At 66.9% G+C, this 3,305-nt stretch carries 3 protein-coding genes; 2 read left to right on the top strand and 1 reads right to left on the bottom strand.

Annotated features, from left to right (window positions below; genetic code table 11):
- Positions 1-120 precede the first annotated feature (120 nt).
- Complete coding sequence (locus VW23_RS21210) at positions 121-1,032, top strand: acetamidase/formamidase family protein (RefSeq protein ID WP_069911501.1); 912 nt, start codon at positions 121-123, stop codon at positions 1,030-1,032.
- Between the two features lie 17 nt (positions 1,033-1,049).
- On the top strand, positions 1,050-2,075 hold the full coding sequence (locus tag VW23_RS21205; RefSeq protein ID WP_069911500.1) for a Gfo/Idh/MocA family protein: 1,026 nt from the start codon (positions 1,050-1,052) through the stop codon (positions 2,073-2,075).
- A gap of 24 nt (positions 2,076-2,099) precedes the next feature.
- Here VW23_RS21205 and VW23_RS21200 read toward each other — a convergent pair.
- Positions 2,100-3,305, bottom strand: a 1,206-nt coding sequence (locus tag VW23_RS21200) for a serine hydrolase (protein WP_069911499.1), incomplete at its 5' end; no start/stop codon positions are given.

Genomic DNA, 3,305 nt, shown 5'->3' with positions numbered 1-3,305 from the left:
CCCCAGAGGGGCGAGGGGGCGCAATTTGCACCGCCGTGCCACACACCCAATCCTGCTGATGGATGAGTGACAACCCTCCCCGCGCCCGCTACCCCTATCCCGCCGAGGAGAACCGCCCCAATGACCACGCATCGCTTCGTTGCCACCGAATGGCACAATGTGCTGGGCACGCGCCCCGCTGCTTTCACCGTCGCCTCGGGCGATACCGTGATCACCGAGACGCTCGATGCCTGGGGCTTCGATAAGGATGCGGTGCAGCGCCAGCCCGGCCCGAACCCGATGAACGGGCCGATTTTCATCGAGGGCGCCGCGCCGGGCGACGCGCTGAAGGTCGAAATCCTCCGCATGACGCCGAACCGCGCCACCGGCTGGACCCGCTCGTCGCTGGCCGGCAATGTCGTCGATCCGGAATCGGTGCGCGACCTGCCGTCGCGCGAGACCGTCACCTGGTCGATCGACCGGCAGGCCGGCACCGCTCAGCTGCAGCCGCCGGTGAAGGGGCTCGAACATTTCGTCTTGCCGCTCGAGCCGATGATCGGCTGCTTTGGCGTGGCGCCGTCGATGGGTCAGGCCTTTTCCACCGCCACCAGCGCCGAGAACGGCGGCAACATGGATTATCGCGGCTTCGGCCCGGGCGCGACAGTGTGGTTCCCGGTAGCGGTCGAGGGCGCGCTGTTCTTTCTCGGCGATTGCCACGCCGTGCAGGGCGATGGCGAGATCGTCGGCACCGGCATCGAGACCAGCTACGAGGTCGAGGTGCGGCTGACTGTCGAAAAGGGTAGGAAACTGGTGTGGCCGCGTGGCGAAAGCGCCACCGAGATCTTCTCGGTCGGCAATGCCCGGCCGCTCGACCAGGCGCTGCAGCACGCCACCAGTGACATGTTCAACTGGCTCTGCACCGAGTACGGGCTCAGTAAGACCGCGGCCAGCCACCTGATGGGCCAGGTGGTGCGCTACGAGGTCGGCAACGTCTACGACCCGGCCTACACCATGGTCTGCAAGATCCCCAAGCAGTGGCTGCCGACGAAGTAACCGCCCGGGAGGCGGCAATGGCTGAACGCGTTGCGCTGGGAATGATCGGCTGCGGCTTCTTCGCGCAGAACCATCTCAATGCCTGGCAGGACCTGAAGCCGGAGGGCGTCGACATCGTCGCCGTCTGCGACGTGGACCCGGAACGCGCCCGCGCCGCGGCGGAAAAGTTCGGCGTGCCCCGCTGGTACACCGATGCGGCGGTGATGTTCCGCGCCGAGCAGCTCGGTCTGGTCGATATCGCAACGCAGATGCAGAGCCACCTGCCGCTAGTCAAACTGGCGCTGAGCCACGGGGTGCCGACCATCATCCAGAAGCCGTTCGGCCAGGACATCGCCGAGGTGCGCGAGATGGTGGCGGCGGCCAGGGCGCAGAACACCTTCCTCGCCGTGCACGAGAATTTCCGCTTCCAGAAACCGCTGCGCCGCATCGCCGAAATCGTCCGTTCCGGCGCCATCGGCACGCCGACCTGGGCCCGCGTCAGCTTTCGCACCGGCTACGACATCTATGCCGGCCAGCCCTATCTCGCCGAGCAGCAGCGCTTCGTGCTGATCGACCTGGGTGTCCACGTGCTCGATGTGGCGCGGGTACTTCTGGGCGAGGTCGAGCATTCGACCGCCGAACTGCAGCGCCGCAACCCCAAGGCCAGGGGCGAGGACACCGCCACCATGCTGCTGCGCCACACCTCAGGCGCTGTGTCAGTGGTCGAATGCACCTATGGCTCGCGCCGCCTGCCCGACAGTTTCCCCGAAACGCTGATCGAGGTGGAGGGCGACAAGGGCGCCATCGTCTCGCGCATCGGCAACAAGGTCGAAGTCACCATCAATGGCCGGATGGAAGTGCTCGACGAGGACCCGGCAGTGCTGCCCTGGGCCGAGCGGCCCTGGCACGTGGCGCAGGAAAGCGTGCTCGCCACCAACCGCCACATGCTCGAGGCCCTGCGTGCCGGACGCCCGGCCGCCACCAGTGCCGAGGATAACCTCAAGACCTTCGCCCTGGTCGAAGCCGCCTATCTCGCCGCCGGCAAGGTGAAGCCCCAGGCATGAGCCCGCGATCCGCCGCGGACCGCGTCAAGGTACCCGGCTGAACAGCCCCAGCCCGTCATGGTCGAAATGCTCGAGCCGTAGCCTCTCAGCGGTGAAATCGGCGGCTGACACCGAACCCGGCGGCGCTGCGTCGTTGAGGGGGATGAAGCTGAAGCTGTCGGCATCGCGGTGCGTCAGCGGATAGCTCTGCTGGCCCGCAGCGCCGAGCGTCAGCTGCAGTCCATCGCCGACGATGCTGACTTCAGCGACGCCGAGATAGGGGCTCTCGTAGGTTCCGGCATAGTCGGCCAGTGGCTTCGCCGCACGCCCCTCAGTGGGCCGCGCCCCTGCGTAACGGCCCTGCGGCGCGAAGGCGCCGGCCATGGCGCTCGAATAGATCTGCCACCAGTCTGCCTGCGGCTTGCCGGTGAGGACGATATCGTTGAACTGCATGCTCAGCGCCTCGGCCACCCCGGTCGGCCAGGCATTGGTCAGCACCACGATGCCGGTATCGGCCGCGGGGATGATGCTGAAATAGGTCGAGGCGCCCCAGGCGAAGGCTCCGCCATGGCTGAGCGTGGTGGTGCCGGCGCTGGTGTTGATGAAGAAGCCGTAGCCGTACCAGGCCGCCTGCTCGCCCGGCGCCTTGGGCTGATAGAGCTTTGCCTGCGGCGTCAGCATCGGAAACCAGGCTTCGCCCGGGATGCTGGCGCCATCGGGATATTTGCCATTGGCGAGAACGAACAGCATCCAGCGCGCCAGGTCGTTGGCCGACGAACTGACCCCGCCCGAGGGCGCCTGGATGTCGGTGTCGTAAGCGCCCGACCAATGCTGCTCGCCGACAAAATCGCGCTCCGGCCCGACCACATAGCGGTCGGCTTCTTTCACATGCCCCAGCGCCCGGTTGTCCCGGGCCTCGAAATCCGCGAAGCGCGAGCTGGTCCGCGTCATCCCGAGCGGGGTGTAGAGCCGCTCCTCGGACAGCGTCGCCCAGTCCTTGCCGGTGTTTGCGGCCACGGCGAACCCCGCCGCGCTCATCCCGTAGTTGGTATAGGCGTACGAGGCGCGAAACGCCGTCAGCGGCAGTTGCTCGAGCCGCGCCAGGATGGCATCGCGCCCAAAGCCCAGCTCCTCCATCGCGTCCCCTGCATGGTCGGGCAAGCCGGAGCGATGTGCGTAGAGATCGCCGATCGTCACATTGGCGCTGACATAGGCATCACCGAGTGTGAACCCCGGATTGTAGCGCCGGAT

This window comes from Devosia insulae DS-56 (assembly GCF_000970465.2).
Lineage (GTDB): Bacteria > Pseudomonadota > Alphaproteobacteria > Rhizobiales > Devosiaceae > Devosia_A > Devosia_A insulae.
This window is presented reverse-complemented; position numbering and strand designations above follow the sequence as displayed.

Bases quoted from the DNA above. Each gene is read 5' to 3' on its own strand.
- VW23_RS21210 (WP_069911501.1), top strand. From the start codon at position 121: ATGACCACGCATCGCTTCGTTGCCACCGAATGGCACAATGTGCTGGGC.
- VW23_RS21205 (WP_069911500.1), top strand. From the start codon at position 1,050: ATGGCTGAACGCGTTGCGCTGGGAATGATCGGCTGCGGCTTCTTCGCG.